The sequence below is a fragment of the Serratia sp. K-E0102 genome (genome assembly GCF_029962625.1).
GTDB lineage: Bacteria > Pseudomonadota > Gammaproteobacteria > Enterobacterales > Enterobacteriaceae > Serratia > Serratia sarumanii.
Genome location: NZ_CP124754.1, coordinates 3,683,641 through 3,700,325, shown reverse-complemented (window position 1 = coordinate 3,700,325; position 16,685 = coordinate 3,683,641). Strand labels below are relative to the sequence as shown.

At 62.9% G+C, this 16,685-nt stretch carries 14 protein-coding genes; 7 read left to right on the top strand and 7 right to left on the bottom strand.

Annotation, left to right across the window (positions count from 1 at the left end):
• The first annotated feature begins 61 nt into the window (after nucleotides 1–61).
• On the top strand, nucleotides 62–982 hold the full coding sequence (locus SSARUM2_RS17670; RefSeq protein ID WP_033654986.1) for a LysR family transcriptional regulator: 921 nt from the start codon (nucleotides 62–64) through the stop codon (nucleotides 980–982).
• Between the two features lies 1 nt (nucleotide 983).
• On the opposite strand, the gene SSARUM2_RS17665 is transcribed toward SSARUM2_RS17670, so the two are convergent.
• Together SSARUM2_RS17665 and SSARUM2_RS17660 are read right to left on the bottom strand one after the other, a co-directional pair.
• Entirely contained in the window at nucleotides 984–1,451 is a 468-nt protein-coding gene (locus SSARUM2_RS17665; RefSeq protein WP_033649835.1) for a FlxA-like family protein, read from the bottom strand.
• Nucleotides 1,452–1,503: 52 nt separating this feature from the next.
• Nucleotides 1,504–2,052, bottom strand: a complete 549-nt coding sequence (locus SSARUM2_RS17660; RefSeq protein ID WP_060452500.1) for a nucleotidyltransferase family protein — start codon at nucleotides 2,050–2,052, stop codon at nucleotides 1,504–1,506.
• Between the two features lie 160 nt (nucleotides 2,053–2,212).
• Here SSARUM2_RS17660 and SSARUM2_RS17655 point away from each other — a divergent pair, with 160 nt between their 5' ends.
• Both SSARUM2_RS17655 and eutC read left to right on the top strand, forming a co-directional pair.
• On the top strand, nucleotides 2,213–3,598 hold the full coding sequence (locus SSARUM2_RS17655; RefSeq protein ID WP_060452501.1) for an ethanolamine ammonia-lyase subunit EutB: 1,386 nt from the start codon (nucleotides 2,213–2,215) through the stop codon (nucleotides 3,596–3,598).
• Nucleotides 3,595–4,386, top strand: a complete 792-nt coding sequence (eutC, locus tag SSARUM2_RS17650) for an ethanolamine ammonia-lyase subunit EutC (RefSeq protein WP_033654983.1) — start codon at nucleotides 3,595–3,597, stop codon at nucleotides 4,384–4,386. Before SSARUM2_RS17655 ends, eutC begins: the two co-directional genes overlap by 4 nt.
• Here the strand turns inward: eutC and SSARUM2_RS17645 are convergent.
• A complete protein-coding gene (locus tag SSARUM2_RS17645; RefSeq protein WP_060452502.1) occupies nucleotides 4,365–5,267 on the bottom strand; it encodes a LysR family transcriptional regulator in 903 nt (300 codons plus the stop codon). The two genes, eutC and SSARUM2_RS17645, sit on opposite strands and share 22 nt — an antisense overlap.
• A gap of 451 nt (nucleotides 5,268–5,718) precedes the next feature.
• Here SSARUM2_RS17645 and budA point away from each other — a divergent pair, with 451 nt between their 5' ends.
• The 3 genes from budA (at nucleotide 5,719) to SSARUM2_RS17630 (ending at nucleotide 9,945) form a co-directional block, all read left to right on the top strand.
• Entirely contained in the window at nucleotides 5,719–6,498 is a 780-nt protein-coding gene (gene budA / locus SSARUM2_RS17640) for an acetolactate decarboxylase (RefSeq protein WP_033635443.1), read from the top strand.
• A 32-nt stretch (nucleotides 6,499–6,530) separates the two neighbouring features.
• Complete coding sequence (alsS, locus tag SSARUM2_RS17635) at nucleotides 6,531–8,216, top strand: acetolactate synthase AlsS (RefSeq protein WP_060424414.1); 1,686 nt, start codon at nucleotides 6,531–6,533, stop codon at nucleotides 8,214–8,216.
• A gap of 142 nt (nucleotides 8,217–8,358) precedes the next feature.
• The gene (locus SSARUM2_RS17630; RefSeq protein ID WP_060452503.1) at nucleotides 8,359–9,945 is read left to right on the top strand and encodes an ABC transporter substrate-binding protein; all 1,587 of its coding nucleotides are present in this window, start codon (nucleotides 8,359–8,361) and stop codon (nucleotides 9,943–9,945) included.
• Between the two features lie 35 nt (nucleotides 9,946–9,980).
• On the opposite strand, the gene SSARUM2_RS17625 is transcribed toward SSARUM2_RS17630, so the two are convergent.
• Entirely contained in the window at nucleotides 9,981–12,143 is a 2,163-nt protein-coding gene (locus SSARUM2_RS17625; RefSeq protein WP_060430752.1) for a TonB-dependent siderophore receptor, read from the bottom strand.
• 276 nt (nucleotides 12,144–12,419) lie between these two features.
• Between SSARUM2_RS17625 and fes the strand changes: the two genes are divergently transcribed.
• Nucleotides 12,420–13,703: an enterochelin esterase gene (gene fes, locus SSARUM2_RS17620; RefSeq protein ID WP_049213199.1), complete on the top strand. Its 1,284-nt coding sequence runs from the start codon at nucleotides 12,420–12,422 to the stop codon at nucleotides 13,701–13,703.
• A gap of 37 nt (nucleotides 13,704–13,740) precedes the next feature.
• On the opposite strand, the gene SSARUM2_RS17615 is transcribed toward fes, so the two are convergent.
• The 3 genes from SSARUM2_RS17615 to fepD are packed head-to-tail and all read right to left on the bottom strand — an operon-like array spanning nucleotide 13,741 to nucleotide 16,657.
• Nucleotides 13,741–14,565, bottom strand: coding sequence for an ABC transporter ATP-binding protein (locus SSARUM2_RS17615; RefSeq protein WP_225369082.1), 825 nt, complete (start codon nucleotides 14,563–14,565; stop codon nucleotides 13,741–13,743).
• On the bottom strand, nucleotides 14,565–15,602 hold the full coding sequence (gene fepG / locus SSARUM2_RS17610) for an iron-enterobactin ABC transporter permease (protein ID WP_060452504.1): 1,038 nt from the start codon (nucleotides 15,600–15,602) through the stop codon (nucleotides 14,565–14,567). The genes SSARUM2_RS17615 and fepG overlap by 1 nt, the downstream gene beginning before the upstream one ends.
• Complete coding sequence (gene fepD, locus SSARUM2_RS17605; RefSeq protein ID WP_033635435.1) at nucleotides 15,602–16,657, bottom strand: Fe(3+)-siderophore ABC transporter permease; 1,056 nt, start codon at nucleotides 16,655–16,657, stop codon at nucleotides 15,602–15,604. The genes fepG and fepD overlap by 1 nt, the downstream gene beginning before the upstream one ends.
• Nucleotides 16,658–16,685 lie beyond the last annotated feature (28 nt).

Below are 16,685 nucleotides of genomic sequence, written 5' to 3'. Positions count from 1 at the left end.
TCTCCCGCGTGGGCATATAATAATTAAATTGATTTATTTAATTTATATATGAATAAAACACATGAATTACTCACTCAAACAGCTGCGGGTGTTCGTCGCTGTCGCCCGCCACGGCAGCTTCAGCCGCGCCGGCGAGGCGATCGGCCTGACGCAATCGGCGGTCAGCCACAGCGTGAAAGAGCTGGAGGCGGAGGTCGGCGTGCGCCTGCTGGATCGCACCACGCGTGAAGTGGTGTTGACCGATGCCGGCCTGCGGCTGGCCAACCGGGTCGAACGGCTGCTGGACGAACTGCAGGCCGCGTTGCTGGATGCGCGCAGCTTTGGCGTACAGCGCAGCGGTACGGTGCGGGTGGCGACCAGCCAGACCATTTCCGCCCATCTGATGCCGCAGTGCATCGCCGCCGGCGAACGCGAATACCCGGAGATCCGCATCATGCTGCGCGATCAGGCGCAGCAGCAGGTACTGCACAGCGTGCGCAACGCCGAGGTGGATTTCGGCATCGTGGTCGATCCGGTGCAGGCGGTGGATCTGGAGTGCGAAGCGGTGCTGCATGAACCGTTCCTGCTGCTGTGCCGCGACGACCACCCGTTTGCTGCGCAGCAAGAGGTGCGTTGGTCGGCGTTAAACGGCTGCCGCCTGGTGTTGCAGGATTACGCGTCGGGCAGCCGGCCGTTGATCGACAGCGCGCTGAGGCAGCAGGGCGTCGAGGCGCAGGTGGTGCAGGAAATCGGCCATCCGGCCACGCTGTTCCCGATGGTGGCGGAGGGGATTGGCATCAGCATCTTCCCGGCGTTGGCGCTGCCGCTGCCGGAAGGGGGGCGGCTCCGGGTGCGGCGGCTGGTGCCGGAGATCAATCGCGCGCTGATGCTGGTGCGGCGTAAAAATCGCTCGCTGACGCCGGCGGCGGAGGCCATCTGGCAGGTCGCGCGTCAGCAGGCGGCGCTGCTGCACCAGCGCCGGCAGGAAAACGCGGAATATTGACTCAGATATAGACGTCCACCGCGTTGAGCGGCGTCGGGCGGTTTACGCCGTCGCCGGCTTGCGCCGCGGCTTTTTCCATTTGCTCCTGCTGCTGCTTTTCCATTTCTTCTTTCTGGATGCGCGCGATTTCGGCCTGCAGCATCTTGATCTGCGCTTCGATCAGCTGTTTCTGCTTCTCGATCTCTTTGGGATCGGCGCTGGAGTCCTTCAGCTCCACCAGCTTTTGCTGCAGAGCCTGAATCTGCCGGTTCAGCGCCTTGATGCGTGCCGAGGCGCGGCTTTCGTTGAGATTTGCCGGTTCGTCATTGCCGTTGGCGCCTTCGCTTTTCTTCGCCTTGCCGCCTTCCGGCTGGTTGTTGACCGGTTTGGCCATCAGCAATTCGCCCTGATGGCCCGGCGCGCTGAAGACGTTGCTGACGCCGGGAACGGTATTTTTGATCGGTACGATCATGGTGATGCTGGTCGACATGGATGCTCTCCCTGAGTCGGTATATCGCTGTTCAGGGTATCGGCAGCGGCGGCTAAATCTTTACCTCCCGCAGGTGCGGCCAGCGCTGCAGCCAGCCTTTGTCGAGCACCCGCTGGGCATAGGCAGCGCGATCGCCGTTTTTCACGTTGAAGGTGATGGTGTCGCCGAACAGCGCCGCGAGCCCGAAGGGAGCAACCAGCGTGAGGCTGTCGTCGGCGTTCAGGCGCGCGCCGATCGCCGTTTCCACTTCGGTCCAGAAGCTGATGGCCTCTTCGCTGTTGCGGTAAGGCGCCCGGCCGCCGCGCAGATGCATGCGCGCCTGATTCTTGACCGACCACGGCTGCGGCAGCCATTGCTGCAGCCGCGCCTCCAGCATGCGATCGCGCTCGGCGTCCGCACGCTCTGCATCGAAGTGGATCACGTCGATATCGTTGAGCGGCGTGGGCTCCACATAGCCGTGGCGCCGATCCCACACCAGATTGCGTACGAAGCCGGCGCCGAGGCACCAGTCATTCAGGCCGAGCCGGCGCACGGTGCGCAGGGCGGCCATGCGCGCGTCATCTTGTTGCAGCCAGTCGATAATTTGCCGTTGCGGATCCATCACCCCTCCTGTTTTCGCGGCTACTGTAACCCGAAGCGGCGGCGGGTGAAATGGCGGGAAGCGCGATGACGGCGATCGCAGGCAAATTAATTTTCTTCTCTCACTGACTACACTTGGTGTAGGGCTTTTATCTCGTCACTCGGGGCAAGGGAGGGGGGCTATGTATCAGGCAACGGTGGGCCAACGCGGCTATCGCTTCGGCGATCTGCCTCAGCTGATGGCGAAGGCTTCGCCGGCGCGTTCCGGCGATTATCTGGCGGAGGTGGCGGCGCACAGCGCCGAAGAGCGCATGGCGGCGCGCCTCGCGCTGGCAGACTTGCCGCTCAAGACGTTCCTGCAGCAGGCGCTGGTGCCCTACGAACAGGACGAGGTGACACGCCTGATTATCGACGGCCACGATGCCGCCGCCTTCGAGCCCATCTCGCACCTCACGGTCGGCGATTTTCGCGACTGGCTGTTGAGCGAGCAGGCGGACAGCGCCATGCTGGCGCAGGTGGCGGCCGGCATCACGCCGGAGATGGCGGCGGCGGTGAGCAAGATCATGCGCAATCAGGATCTGATTTTGGTGGCCAAGAAGTGCCGGGTGGTGACGCGCTTTCGCAATACGATTGGCCTGCCGGGCCACCTCAGCGTGCGGCTGCAGCCCAATCACCCGACCGACAGCCTGCAGGGTATCGCCGCCAGCATGCTGGACGGCCTGTTGTACGGCAGCGGCGACGCGGTGGTCGGCATCAATCCGGCCAGCGACAGCCTGCCGCTGCTGGAAAAGCTCAACTACATGCTGGACGACGTGATCCAGCGCTTTGCCATTCCCACCCAATCCTGCGTGCTGACCCACGTGACCAACACGCTGCGGCTGATAGAGCGCGGCGCGCCGGTGGATCTGGTGTTTCAGTCGATCGCCGGTACCGAAGCGGCCAATCGCGGCTTCGGCATTAATCTGGCGCTGCTGGAGGAAGCGCAGCAGGCGGCGCTGAGCCTCAGGCGCGGCACGCTGGGCGACAACGTGATGTATTTCGAAACCGGGCAGGGCAGTTGCCTGTCGGCCAACGCCCATCACGGCGTCGATCAGCAAACCTGCGAGGCGCGCGCCTATGCGGTGGCGCGCCATTTCTCGCCGCTGCTGATCAACACCGTGGTAGGGTTTATCGGCCCCGAATACCTGTATGACGGCAAGCAAATTATCCGCGCCGGGCTGGAGGACCACTTCTGCGGCAAGCTGCTCGGGCTGCCGCTGGGCTGCGACGTCTGCTACACCAACCATGCCGAAGCCGATCAGGACGACATGGACACGCTGCTGACGCTGTTGGCCGCCGCCGGGTTGACGTTCCTGATCGGCGTGCCGGGCGCGGACGACATCATGCTCAACTACCAAAGCACGTCGTTCCATGACGCGCTCTATATCCGCGAGCTGCTGGGGCTGAAGCACGCACCAGAGTTCGCCGCCTGGCTGGCGGCGATGAACATTACCGACGAACGCGGGCGGCTGCGCGATGCCGCCGCCAATCATCCGCTGTTGCTGGCGCTGCAGGGAGAACGCACATGAGCAAACCGGTTCACGTCAACAGCTGGGACGCGCTGCGCGCCTTTACCGATGCGCGCATCGCGCTGGGGCGCACCGGCGCCAGCCTGCCGACCGACGAACTGCTGCGCTTCGGCCTGGCTCATGCCCAGGCGCGCGACGCGGTGCATCAGCCTTTCGACAGCGAGCGGCTGGCGGCGGATCTGCACGATGCCGGTTGGCCCACGCTGGCGGTGCACAGCCAGGCCGCCGACCGCGCCGCCTATCTGCGCCGGCCGGATCTGGGGCGGCGGTTGGCGTCGGATAGCCGCAGCCTGCTGCTCGGTTCGCCATCGCGCCGCGTCGATCTGCTGCTGATAGTGGCGGACGGCCTCTCCTCCAAGGCGGTGCACCGCCAGGCGCTGCCGCTGCTGCAGGCGCTGCGGCCCTATCTCGATACGCTGGGGCTGACCGTTGCGCCGGTGGTGCTGGCGCATCAGGCGCGGGTGGCGCTGGGGGATGAGATCGGCGAATGCCTGCAAGCCCGGGCGGTGGCGGTGCTGATTGGCGAACGGCCGGGGCTGTCGTCGCCGGACAGCCTGGGTGTCTATATGACCTGGGGGCCGAACGCGCGCAGAACGGACGCCGAGCGCAATTGCATCTCCAACGTGCGCCCCGAGGGGCTGGATTACCCGCAGGCGGCGTTCAAATTGGCCTGGCTGCTGGAGCAGGCGTTCCAGCGCCGGCTGACCGGCGTCGAACTGAAAGACGAGAGTGACAACCCGGCGCTGCGCGGCCGGGTAACGCCGCTTTACCCCCAGTTGGGCGGCTGACCGAGGGTTTGCTGCAGCAGGGCGGTGAAGGCCGCCAGCCGGGCGGACACCTTCGCCATTGGGCGCAGCAGATAGATGCCTTGCTGCTCATGGCGCGGATCTTCCAGTATCTGCACCAGTTGCCCGTGCTGCACGTCAGGCCCCACCACCCAGTTGGGTAGAAAGGCGATGCCGAGCCCGAGCAGCGCCGCCTGGCGCTGCGCGGTGAAGTCGTCGCAGCGCAGCGCCATGGTGCAGCGGTTCATCAGCGCCGCGTCGAGGATCTGCGCCCAGCAGGCCGGCTGCTGCTTGTGGTAGCGGGCGATCAGCCGATGCTGCGGCAGCGCTTCCAGATCGGCCGGCAGGCCATAGCGGGCGACGTAGGCGGGGCTGGCGCACATTACCCAGCGTTGGGTGGCGATGCGGCTGGCATACAGCGCGCTGTCCTTCTGTTCGCCGATGCGGAGGGCGGCGTCGAGCCGCTCCTGCGTCGGATCGGTCTGGCGTTCGGTCAGATCGAGGTCGACCGACAGCTGCGGGTAGCGTTCCGCCAGCGTCGGCAGCAGCGGCAGCACATAGGTTTTGCCGAAGGTTGGCAGGCAGCTGATGCGCAGCGTGCCCTGCGGCGTTTCGTTCAGCGCGCTCAGCTCGGCGCGAAGGCCGGTGATGTCCGTCATCAGCGCGGCGGCGCGCGTCAGCAGCAGTTCGCCGGCGTCGGTCAGCAGCAGGCCACGGGTGGAGCGCACGAACAGCGCGGCGCCGAGCGCGCTTTCCAGGGCATCGATGTGGCGCACCAGCGAGGAGGGCACCATGCCCAGCCGGCGCGCAGCTGCGGAAAAGCTGCCCAGGCGGGCGACGTCGAGAAAAATTGGCAGATGTTCTACATAGCGGGCGTCATTCATTTTTGCATTATATGCAAAAGCGTTTCTTATGAATACCCGCTTCTCTGCCGGCGGCGCGGCGGCTACTCTGGCTGCGGGTTGACGACGGGCTTCGGCGCCGTCCCATCCCGGCCGCATAGAGAGAAAACGCATAAACCTCGCGGCGCTTAGCACCAAATAGCAGATGTTTTTCCCAGGCCGCGTGAGCCGCCTGCGGAGTTGATTGCCGCTCCAACACCAGATTAACCGTTCAATTTGATAACCGGTTCAGTCTTAATGATTAGTAAGCCTTTACTTTATCTCATTCTGATCTGATGCCTGGTTATCGGCCGGCCAGCCGTGCCGGTTTTTTTGTCGCCTCAGGCTGAATCGTTCCAACTGATGAACGCGCCTTGGGGGGCATCTTGGCTCACCGTCGGTGGGTCTTTTGAACGCGCGGAACCGCGGTTTCGCGCTGGTGGAGGAGTCAGTCATGAACGAAAAACACGGGTGTGCCTGTGCGCGCCATTTGGCGCAGGGTTTTGCCAGGCAGTCGATCAACGCCGGGGAGGGCGAAATCTATCAAATCTCGCTGATGAGCGCGCTCATCGACGGGGTCTACGAGGGTGAAACAACTATTGCCGAGCTGCTCAAGCACGGCGATTTCGGCCTCGGCACCTTCAATCACCTGGACGGCGAACTGATCGCTTTCGACCAGGAAATACACCAGCTGCGCGCCGACGGCAGCGCCCGGCCGGCCGGCCTGCAACAGCAAACCCCCTTCGCCGTCGTCACCTTTTTCCAGCCCAGCGTCAGCCAGCAGTTCGACCGGCCGATCACCAAGGCGCAGCTGCACCAGTGCATCGACGAGCAGGTCGCTTCGCCGAACCTGTTTTGCGCGGTGCGGGTCGACGGTGAGTTCAGCCACGTGGAAACCCGCACCGTGCCGCGCCAGGAGCGGCCCTACCGCCCGATGCTGGAGGCGATAGAAGAGCAGCCGACCTTCTCGTTCCATCAGCGGCGCGGCACGCTGGTCGGCTTCCGCTCGCCAGATTACATGCAGGGCATCGGCGTGGCCGGCTATCACGAACACTTCGTTACCGACGACCGCAGCGGCGGCGGCCACGTGCTGGACTACCAGCTCGATCATGGCCGTCTGCAGTTCGGCGTCATCACGCGTCTCAATCTTCAGTTGCCGCATGATGCGGATTTCTTGCGCGCCAACCTCTGTCCAGAGGATTTGGATCGCGCGATTCGTTCCGCCGAGGGCTAACCCCGGCGATCGTTTTCTTAGGAGGTGGAACCATGGCACAGGAAAAAACAGGCAATGACTGGCAATGCGGCGCCGATTTGGTGGTGAAAAACCTGGAAGCGCAGGGCGTCAAACACGTTTTCGGCATTCCGGGCGCCAAGATCGATCGGGTGTTCGACTCGCTGGAGGACGCGCCATCGATTGAAACGGTGGTGGTGCGGCATGAGGCCAACGCGGCCTTTATGGCGGCGGCGGTCGGCCGCCTGACCGGCAAAGCCGGGGTGGCGCTGGTTACCTCCGGGCCGGGCAGCTCCAACCTGATAACCGGGCTGGCCACCGCCACTTCGGAAGGGGACGCGGTGGTGGCCTTCGGCGGGGCGGTGAAGCGCGCCGACAGCCTGAAGCAGACGCACCAGAGCATGGATACCGTCAGCATGTTCCGGCCGGTGACCAAGTATTGCGCCGAAGTGCATGCCGGTTCGGCGATTTCCGAAGTGATCGCCAACGCCTTTCGCCGCGCCGAGTTCGGCCGGCCGGGGGCGTCGTTCGTCAGCTTGCCGATGGATATCGTCAATGAACCGGTGAGCGCGCCGGTGCTGGCCGGCTGCCGCTTGCCGCGCATGGGGGCCGCCGCGGCGGACGACATTCAGGCGGCGGTGAAACTGATCCGCCAGGCCAAATGCCCGGTATTGCTGCTCGGCCTGCAGGCCAGCCGGCCGGAGAACAGCGAGGCGGTGCGCCATCTGCTGTACCGCACCCATATGCCGGTGGTCGGCACCTATCAGGCGGCGGGGGTGATCGACGTCAACCACTTCGCCCGTTTCGCCGGCCGCGTCGGCCTGTTCAACAACCAGCCGGCCGATCAGCTGTTGCAGAAGGCCGATCTGGTGGTCAGCGTCGGCTATGATCCGATCGAATACGATCCCTGCATGTGGAACAGCCACGGGCGGCTGAAACTGGTGCACATCGACGTGCTGCCGGCGGATATCGACACCTGCTATCGGCCGGACGTCGAGCTGGTGGGCAACATCAGCGCCACGCTGAACATGATGACCGAAACGTTCACTGAGGCGGTCTGCGTGCCGCCGGAGGTGGAGCTGATCCTCACCGATCTCGGCCGCCAGCGCACGGAACTGGCGGAGCGCGCCGCCCGCCGCGGCGGCATGCCGATCCACCCGCTGCGCATCGTCAAGGAGCTGCAGGACATCGTCAGCGACGACGTAACCCTGTGCGTGGACATGGGCAGCTTCCACATCTGGATCGCCCGCTACCTGTACAGCTTCCGCGCCCGTCAGCTGTTGATCTCCAACGGCCAGCAAACCATGGGGGTGGCGTTGCCGTGGGCCATCGGCGCGGCGCTGGTGCGCCCTGGCGATAAAGTGGTGTCTATCTCCGGCGACGGCGGGTTCATGCAGTCGAGCATGGAGCTGGAGACCGCGGTGCGGCTGAGAAACAACATCGTGCACGTCATCTGGGTCGATAACGCCTACAACATGGTGGAGATGCAGGAAGTGAACAAATACCAACGCAAATCCGGCGTGGAGTTTGGGCCGATCGACTTCAAGGCCTACGCGGAATCCTGCGGCGCGGTCGGTTTCGCCGTGCAGTCGGTGGACGATCTGCGGCCGATGCTGCGCAAGGCGATGGCGATCCAGGGGCCGGTGGTGGTGGCCATTCCGGTCGACTACGCCGACAACTATAAGCTGATGGCGCAGATGAACTTCAGCCAGATGATTTAATTTCATCATCCTCGCGCCGTTTCACCGGGCAGGCCGCATGCGCGCCTGCCCGTTTTTATGCGCGGAATTTGTCCTTTACATCGCTAACCGCATGATTTATTGCTAACCGTTGGGCTGTTTTTTCACCACTGGGGATAGCGCAATGAAAAGAAAAGCAATAACGATCGGGCTGCTGGCGTTGGCGATTGCCGGCGGCGCGCGGGCCAATACGCTGGTCTACTGTTCCGAAGGCTCGCCGGAAGGCTTCAACCCGCAGCTGTTCACCTCCGGCACCACGGTGGACGCCAGTTCGGCGGCGATCTACAACCGGCTGGTGGACTTCAAACCCGGCACCGTCGAGCTGCAACCCAGCCTGGCGGAAAGCTGGGAGGTGAGCGAGGACGGCAAACGCTATACCTTCCACCTGCGCAAGGGCGTGGCATTCCAGAGCAATAAATATTTCACGCCCACCCGCGATTTCAACGCCGATGACGTCATCTTCTCGTTTATGCGGCAAAAGGACGCCAACAACCCGTATCACAAGGTCTCCAACGGTGCCTACACCAACTTCGAGTCGATGGAGTTCGGCACGCTGATCGACCGGATCGTCAAGGTGGACGACAACACCGTGCGCTTTGAGCTCTCCCGCGCCGAGGCGCCGTTCGTCGCCGATCTGGGCATGTACTTCGCCACCATTTTTTCGGCGGAATATGCCGACGCGATGCTGAAGGCCGGTACGCCGCAGCGGGTAGATAACGATCCGATCGGCACCGGGCCGTTCCAGCTGATGCAGTATCAGAAAGACGCGAAAATCCTCTACAAGGCGTTCGATCGTTACTGGGAAGGCAAACCGAAGATCGACCGGCTGGTGTTTTCGATCACGCCGGATGCGACGGTGCGTTATGCCAAGCTGCAAAAGAACGAGTGTCAGGTGATGCCGTTCCCCAATCCGGCGGATCTGGCGCGCATGCGGCAGGACGGCAACCTTCAGGTGATGGAAAAATCCGGCTTGAATATCGGCTTCCTGGCGTTCAACACCCAGAAGAAACCGTTGGATAACGTCAAGGTGCGCCAGGCGTTGGCGCTGGCGGTCAACAAGCCGGCGATCATCGAGGCGGTGTTCCACGGCGCCGGCCAGCCGGCCAAGAATCTGCTGCCGCCGACCCAGTGGGGCAGCAACGCGCAGCTTGAAGATTACCCGTATTCGCCGGAGCGGGCGAAGCAGCTGTTGCAGGAGGCTGGGCTGGGGCAGGGGTTCGACATCGATCTGTGGGCGATGCCGGTGCAGCGGCCCTATAACCCCAACGCCAAGCGCATGGCGGAGATGATCCAGGCCGACTGGGCCAAAATCGGCGTGCGCGCCAAAATCGTCACCTTCGAGTGGGGCGAATATTTGCAGCGGATTAAAAACGGCGAGCATCAGACCGCGCTGATGGGCTGGACCACCGCCAACGGCGATCCGGACAACTTCTTCGGGCCGCTGTTCACCTGCGCTTCGCTCGGTGGTTCGAACTCGGCGAAATGGTGCTATAAACCGTTCGACCAGCTGATCCTGCAGGCGCGCGAGGAGAACGATCGCGCCAAGCGGGTGGCGATGTACCAGCAGGCGCAGGTGATGATGCACGATCAGATGCCGGCGCTGATGATCGCGCACTCGACCATCTTCGAACCGGTGCGCAAGGAAGTGAAAGGCTACGAGATAGACCCGTTCGGCAAACACATCTTCAAGCAGGTATCGCTGGAGAAATAAAGCAGGGCGCCGCGGCAATGCGGCGCCCAAAGGTTTTACCAGCTGTAGCTGACCGTGGCGGTGACGGTGCGGCCGCTGCCGTAGAAACAGGCGTCCACGCCGCCGCAGGACGAAACGTAATGCTTGTCGGTCAGGTTGTTGACGTTAACCTGCAGCGCGGCGCCTGCCAGGCTCGGAGCCACTTCTGCCAATTCGTAGCGCGCCATCCAGTCATACAGCGTAAAGGCCGGCACTTTGTAGGTGTTGGTCGCATCGCCTTGGCTGGCGCCGTTGTAACGTACCCCAGCGCCGGTGGAGAAGCCTTTCAGCGGCCCTTGCAGGAAGCTGTAGGTTCCCCAGGCGGAGGCGGCGTGCGTCGGCACCATCACCAGCGTCTTGCCGCGCTGATCGTCGACATAGGTTTCTTTGGTAACGATGTCGGTATAGGTGTAGGCCGCCATGAGCGCGATGGCCGGGGTGAGCTGTGAATGCACTTCGGCTTCCAGCCCCTTGGAACGCACTTTGCCGATCTGCTCCTTGTATTTGGTTACCGGGTTGGTGGAGCTGACGTTTTTCTGCGTCAGATCGAACAACGCCAGCGTCATCAGCGTGTTGCTGTTCTTCGGCTGGAATTTCACGCCGATTTCGGTTTGTTCACCGGTGGTGGGCTTGAACGGATCGGTGCCCGGCGCGCCGGTATCGAGGTTGGGTTCAAACGATGTGCTGTAGCTGATGTACGGGGCAATGCCGTTGTCAAAGGCGTACAGCAGGCCGCTGCGGCCAGTCAGCTTGGTGTCGTTTTGCTGACTGTCGCTGGATCTCAACATGTCCTGAGTGCGCAGCTCGGTCCAGTCGTTGCGCAGCGACAACAACAAATTCCAACCGCCGTAGCTCATCTGATCCTGCAGATAAACGCCGAGTTGGTCCAGCACCTTGCGGTTATCGGTGACCTTCGGCAATGCGCTTTCGTTGACCGGCATGCCGTAAACCGGCCGAGTCCAGTCGAGGAAATAGCCCGCGCTGTCGCCGCGCCAGTTTTGGGTATTGACCTTGCTCCACTTGTAGTCAAGGCCGGTCAACACGCTGTGCTCGACGTCGCCGGTGCTGAATTGCGCTTTCAGTTGGTTATCCAACCCCAGCTCATGGGATTTGACGATATCTTTTTGCGGACGGCGCTGCAGCAGCGTGCTGTTTTTGGCTTGCGACATGAACACCAGATATTTGTAACGTTCATCCACCGTGGTGTAACGCATGTTCTGCTGGAAAGAGAAAACGTCGTTAATATAGTGCTCGAAGATATAGCCGAACGAGGTTTGTTCGCGGCGAGCCTGGTTGAAACCGGGATCGCTGACGTTGAAATCATACGGCAGATAGCCGGCGCTGCTTTTGATCGCCACGCCGGAGGTCGGCAGGAAGTTGCGGTAGCCGTTCTCCGGTTCCTTTTGATAGCTGGTCAACAGGGTGAACGTCGTGTCTTCATTGGCGATATAGGTCAGCGCCGGTGCGATGGCGAAGCGTTTTTCCTTGTGATCTTTGATGCCGGTCTCTTTGGTGCCGGCGATGCCGTTAAGGCGATACAGCAGTTTGGCATCTTCGTCCAATGCGCCGCCGAAGTCGAAAGCGGCCTCTCCTTGATGCAGGTTGCCCGCGCTCAATTGCAGTTTGCGAATAGCCTGGGCGACGGGCCGCTTGCTGGTCATCGCCACCAGCCCACCCGGGTTGGCCTGGCCGTACAGCACAGAAGCCGGGCCGCGCACCACCTCAACGCGTTCAAGCAGCCAGGGGTCGATCTGGCCGCTTTGATAGCTCAGGCCGTCCAGATATTTTGGGGCGTAACGAAAGCCGCGTACGATCACTTCGTCGCTGCGGTTAGAGGTGCCGCGGTATTCCGCCACGACGCCGCTGGAGTATCGCAGCGCCTGAGCGACGGAAGCCGCATCCTGCTGATCCATTTGATCGCGGGTGACGACGGTGATGGCCTGCGGCGTTTTTACCAACGGCGCGGCGCTTTTGGTTCCCGCCGCGCTTTCTTTGGCGACGATGCCCTGCAGCGGCGCGGTGACGTTTTCCTGTGCGCCGGCGACGACGGTGATATCACGCTCAACGTTGTCGGTTCCGGCCTGTACGCCCGGCGCCAGCAGCATGGCTGAGGTCAGCAAGAGCTTGGCGACTGGGTGACGCAGAGGTTGATTGGCGGTATTTTGGGGGTGTTCTGACATTTTTCATCCCTTAAAAAACAATTTTATATCAAGCTATTGCTGTCTTTTTTCATTTGGCGCCGCCGAGAAGGGCTGCGCAGTTCCTTGCCATAATGAACGGTGGACGAATCGCTTACCGTTTTGCAGAGCCACGCTTCGAAGTGGCCTTGTTGACCTCAGGCGCGTTGATTTATAATTGGTTACATTTTATTGAAAATACAAATGATTCTCAATACCATTTGCATTATTCAAGAAAACAAAAAACGCCGGGTGCGGTGAACAGGGGAAAAAGGAAAAATGCATTCGCTTCATGCCGATGGCCTGGTGCTCAACCTGCTGCAAAGGCCCGATCTCGGCGGAAAAGATTGGTGGCGTCAGGTCGCGGAGTTGGGAACGCCGCTCGTCGAATCGCTGCCCGCAGCGCAGGTGCGCGTTACCTTTTTCTGGCGCGACCCGTGGGGCGATGAACGGCGCTCGCCGATTAAAAAGGTGTATGTCGATATCAACTGCGTGACCGACCATCACAGCCCTTCGCCACAGAGTCTGGAACGCCGGCCGGGTAGCGATATTTGGTGGTGGCAGTTCACTGTTCGCGAAGATTGGCGAGGCAGTTACAGTTTTATACCCATTGAGACGGCGCAACTGCCGCCCGCTTTTACCGGCGATGCGGCTCAGCGTCGGCAGCAGCAGCGTCAGTGGTGGTGTTCGTTGTTTCCGTTGATGCGCCATGATCCGCTCAATCCGGTGGCGCCGCACTGCAGCAGCCGCGGCTTCCCGTTGTCTGCGATACATTTGCCGGCGGCGCCGGATCAATCAGCGTGGCGGGCGTTGGACGCCGGGCAAGCATTGCCCGCCGCGTCTGGGCGTTTGCAGCACTTCTTTTGGCACAGCGAACGATTGGCTAACCGACGCAACATCTGGCTGTACGCCACCGGCGCAGGGGAAGACCGCCCGTTAGTCGTACTGCTGGACGGGCAATTTTGGCTGCATGGCATACCGATTTTTTCCGCACTGGACGCCGAGACGCTTAACGGAAGGCTGCCGTCGGCGCTTTATCTGTTTATCGACGTGATAGACATGGCGCGGCGTGCGGAAGAATTGGCCTGCAATGCGGCTTTCTGGCGGGCGGTGCAAGAGGAGCTGCTGCCGCAGGTGGCGGAGCGTGCGCCTTACAGCGACGATCCGCAGCGCACGGTGGTGGCGGGGCAGAGTTACGGCGGGTTGGCGGCGTTGTATGCCGGGTTGCATTGGCCGCAGCGTTTCGGCTGCGTATTGACCCAGTCGGGTTCTTTCTGGTGGCCGCATATTGAAGCGATGATTAACCCGGCTGAGGAGTATGACGCCGACGTCGGCTGGTTGACTGAACAGGTGCGGCGGGGCTTGTGCGCCGCGACGCCGCTGCGCGTCTTTCAGGAAGCCGGTGAAGGGGAGAGGGATATTCATCAGGTCAATCGCCAAATGCATCGGGCGCTGGTGGAGGCGGGGCATCGGGTCGATTATCGCGTGTTCGCCGGCGGGCATGATGCCGTCTGCTGGCGCGGCGGTTTGCTCGACGGATTGCGGGCGCTGTTGGCTCCCTAGTCATGGATAAACGAAGGCCGGGCTAACCCGGCCTTTTTCATGCCTGCGGCGTGTCGCAGTGGTAGCGGCCGCGCGGGATCACCAGCGGCGTGTGGGACAGCGGATCGTCGATGATCATGCACGGCATGCCGAATACCCGTTCCACCAGCTCGGCGGTGATGATCTCCGCCGGTTTCCCCTCCGCCATGATCTTGCCGTCGCGCATAGCGATGATGTGATCGGCATAGCGGCAGGCGTGGTTGAGATCGTGCAGCACCGCGATGAGGGTTTGGCCGTGCTCGCGGTTGAGCTGGCGGAACAGATCCAGCAGCTCGATCTGATGCGCGATGTCCAGATAGGTGGTCGGTTCATCCAGCAGCAGCAGCGGCGTTTGCTGCGCCAACGCCATCGCCACCCAGACGCGCTGGCGCTGCCCGCCGGACAGCTCGTCGACGCTGCGGTCCGCCAGCTGGCCGACGTTGGTGGCCGCCATGGCGGCTTCCACCGCCTGTTTGTCGGCTTGCGTCCACTGTTTCAGCAGGCTCTGGTGCGGGTAGCGGCCGCGCGACACCAGATCCGCCACGGTAATGCTGTCCGGTGCGATCGAGGTTTGCGGCAGCAGCCCAAGCTCGCGCGCCAGCGCCTTGGTGGCGAAGCTGCTGATGTTCTTGCCGTCCAGCATCACCTCGCCGGCGCTGGGTTTCAGCAGGCGGCACAGGGCGCGCAGCAGCGTCGATTTGCCGCAGGCGTTCGGCCCGACGATCACCGTGAAGGCGCCGTCGGGGATCGCCACGCTCAGATCGTCAGCGATGATTTTATTGTCGTAGCCCAGCTTCAGATGCGAGGCGTGCAGGCGGTGGCTCATGGCATTGTCATTCTTCATTATCTGCGGGCCTCACGGATGAGCAGCCAAATCAGGTACAGGCCGCCGATGCAGACGGTCACGACCCCGACCGGCAGTTGGATCGGTGCGAAAAGATGTTGGGACACTACGTCGGCGCCGAGCAGCAGCGCCGCACCCATCAGCGCCGAGGACGTCAGGGTGACCGAGGATTGGCCGGCCAGGCGGCGGGCGATCTGCGGCGCCGCCAGCGCGATAAAGGAAATCGGCCCGGCGGTGGCGGTGACGGCGGCGGTGAGGGTGACGCCGAACAGCATCAGCCACAGCCGGCTGCCTTCGGCGTTCACGCCCAGCGCGCGCGCCGTATCGTCGCCCATTTCCAGCAGCTTCAGCCGTTTGCTCATCAGCAGCGCGGCCGCGGCCGCCAGCACGATGAACGCCGTGGCGGGTTGGGCTTTCTGCCAGGTCATGCCGTTGAGCGAACCGGCCTGCCACATGGCGGCGTCCATGGCGCGCTCCAGCGAGGCGGTGATGATCAGCCAGGTATTGGTGGAGACCAATACCGCGCTGATGGCGATGCCGACGATGATCAGCCGGAAGCCGGCGATGCCTTGCCGCCAGGCCAGCAGGTAGATGGCCAGCGCGGCGAGAATGCCGCCGGCCAGCGCGCCGCCGGCGATGTAGTAATAGCCGCCGTTGAACAGGGTGATGGCGATCAGCGCGCCGGTGTAAGCCCCCATGTTAAAGCCAATCACGTCCGGGCTGCCGAGCGGGTTGCGGATAATCGACTGGAAAATGGCGCCGCTCATGCCGAGCGCGGCGCCTAACAGCAGCGCCATGGCGATACGCGGCAAGCGCCATTGGGTAACCACGGTGACCAGATTTTTCGGCGCCTCGCCGCTGAGCGCGGCAAAGACCTGCTCCAGCGAGAGCTGCAGCGTGCCGTAGCACAGCGCGGCAACGGCCATCGCCAGGCACAACGCCAGCAGCGAAAGGTTGACCAGCAGCAGGCGCAGCGGCATGCGCCAGTTGATGACGCCGTCCGGGCGGCCGATATGCAACGTGTGGGGCAGACTCATCACAGCCCCCCCAGCGTTTTCTTGCGGCGCACCAGCCAGATCAGCACCGGCGCGCCGATGAAGGCCGCCACGATGGAAACCCGCAGCTCACCGGCCGCCAGCAGACGGCCGACCACGTCGGCGCACAGCAGTAAAATCGGCGCCAGCAGCATGGAGTAGGGCAGGATCCAGCGCTGGTCGGGGCCGACCCACCAGCGGGCGATGTGCGGCACCATCAGGCCGATAAAGCTAATTGGGCCGACGGTGGCGGTTGCCGCGCCGCACAGCAGCGTGATGGCGATCACCGCGATGACCTGAGTCAGCACCACGCGCGCGCCGAGCGCGATAGCCAGATCTTCCCCCATGCCGATGGTATTCAGCGGCCGGGCGATGAGCAGCGTCAGCAGGCAGCCGAGCAAAATGGCGGGGGCGGTGACCGGCAGCGTGGACAGCGTGCGGATATCCAGCGTGCCGGCCTGCCAGAAGCGCAGTTGATCGAAGGTTTGCGGATCGATCAGCGACAGCCCGGTGGTGATGCCGAGCAGCACCGCGCCGATCGCCACGCCGGCCAGGGTCAGCCGCACCGGGTTGATGCGCCCGCCCGCCAGCGTGCCGATCAGGTAGACCAGCAGAGTGGTGAGGGCGGCACCGACAAAGGCGTAGGCCATATAGCTTTCGGTGGTGGCGGCGCCGAAAAACATGATGCCGATGACCACGGCGAAGCTGGCGCCGGCGTTGATGCCGAGCACGCCGGGATCGGCCAACGGATTGCGCGTCAAGGCCTGAATCAGCGCGCCGGCGGCGCCGAGCGCCATGCCGGCCAAGATGCCCGCCAGCGTACGGGGCACCCGGGCGTTGAGAATGATGGTGCTGTCGGAACCGCTCGCGGCGCCCTGCAGGCTGAGCCAGACGGTGTGGAAGGGGATGGCTTTGGAACCCAGCATCAGGCTGGCAATGATACACAGCAGCAACAGCGCCAAGCCGATACCGAACCCGGCGATGCGTTTGAAGCCACTGGCGTAAGCTGCGTGCGGTGCGGACGAAAGCGTCCGCTCAGTCGGAGTGGGTACGTTCACACCGGTAACTCCTGTATGATTTTTATTC

Coding starts and splice junctions, on each gene's coding strand:
- SSARUM2_RS17670 (WP_033654986.1), top strand. CDS start 62: ATGAATTACTCACTCAAACAGCTGCGGGTGTTCGTCGCTGTCGCCCGC.
- SSARUM2_RS17665 (WP_033649835.1), bottom strand. CDS start 1,451: ATGTCGACCAGCATCACCATGATCGTACCGATCAAAAATACCGTTCCC.
- SSARUM2_RS17660 (WP_060452500.1), bottom strand. CDS start 2,052: ATGGATCCGCAACGGCAAATTATCGACTGGCTGCAACAAGATGACGCG.
- SSARUM2_RS17655 (WP_060452501.1), top strand. CDS start 2,213: ATGTATCAGGCAACGGTGGGCCAACGCGGCTATCGCTTCGGCGATCTG.
- eutC (WP_033654983.1), top strand. CDS start 3,595: ATGAGCAAACCGGTTCACGTCAACAGCTGGGACGCGCTGCGCGCCTTT.
- SSARUM2_RS17645 (WP_060452502.1), bottom strand. CDS start 5,267: ATGAATGACGCCCGCTATGTAGAACATCTGCCAATTTTTCTCGACGTC.
- budA (WP_033635443.1), top strand. CDS start 5,719: ATGAACGAAAAACACGGGTGTGCCTGTGCGCGCCATTTGGCGCAGGGT.
- alsS (WP_060424414.1), top strand. CDS start 6,531: ATGGCACAGGAAAAAACAGGCAATGACTGGCAATGCGGCGCCGATTTG.
- SSARUM2_RS17630 (WP_060452503.1), top strand. CDS start 8,359: ATGAAAAGAAAAGCAATAACGATCGGGCTGCTGGCGTTGGCGATTGCC.
- SSARUM2_RS17625 (WP_060430752.1), bottom strand. CDS start 12,143: ATGTCAGAACACCCCCAAAATACCGCCAATCAACCTCTGCGTCACCCA.
- fes (WP_049213199.1), top strand. CDS start 12,420: ATGCATTCGCTTCATGCCGATGGCCTGGTGCTCAACCTGCTGCAAAGG.
- SSARUM2_RS17615 (WP_225369082.1), bottom strand. CDS start 14,565: ATGAAGAATGACAATGCCATGAGCCACCGCCTGCACGCCTCGCATCTG.
- fepG (WP_060452504.1), bottom strand. CDS start 15,602: ATGAGTCTGCCCCACACGTTGCATATCGGCCGCCCGGACGGCGTCATC.